This is a genomic window from Neisseria sp. HMSC065C04 (genome assembly GCF_001815375.1).
Taxonomy (GTDB): domain Bacteria; phylum Pseudomonadota; class Gammaproteobacteria; order Burkholderiales; family Neisseriaceae; genus Neisseria; species Neisseria flavescens_D.
On record NZ_KV820416.1, the window covers coordinates 1 to 573 of the forward strand.

At 48.0% G+C, this 573-nt stretch carries 1 pseudogene; it reads left to right on the top strand.

Annotated features, from left to right (window positions below):
- Nucleotides 1-573, top strand: a pseudogene (locus HMPREF3022_RS11740) (hypothetical protein); the annotation flags it as partial.

The window sequence follows — 573 nt, forward strand, 5'->3', positions numbered from 1 at the left end:
TCGTTAAAGACGGTGCAACTGGTGCTAAAGGTGAAGCTGGTAATGCTGGTGCAACTGGTGCCGATGGTAAGAATGCCAAGGCCGATGTTAAAGACAATGGCGACGGTACTCATACAGTGACCATCGTTGACGGTGACGGTAAAACTACTACCACTATCGTTAAAGACGGTAAGAACGCTGAAGCCGAAGTTAAAGACAATGGTGACGGTACTCACACTGTAACTATCAAAGACGGTAACGGTAATACCACTACTACCATCGTTAAAGACGGTGCAACTGGCGCTGCTGGTGCCAAAGGTGATACCGGTGCAGACGGTAAGAACGCTAAAGCTGACGTTAAAGACAACGGCAACGGTACTCATACCGTAACCATCACTGATGGCGAAGGTAAAACCACAACCACTATCGTTAAAGACGGTGTAGACGGTAAGAATGCCAAAGCTGAAGTTAAAGACAACGGCAATGGTACTCACACTGTAACCATCACTGATGGCGAAGGTAACACCACTACTACCATCGTTAAAGATGGTGCAACTGGTGCTGCTGGTGCCAAAGGTGATACCGGTGCAGACG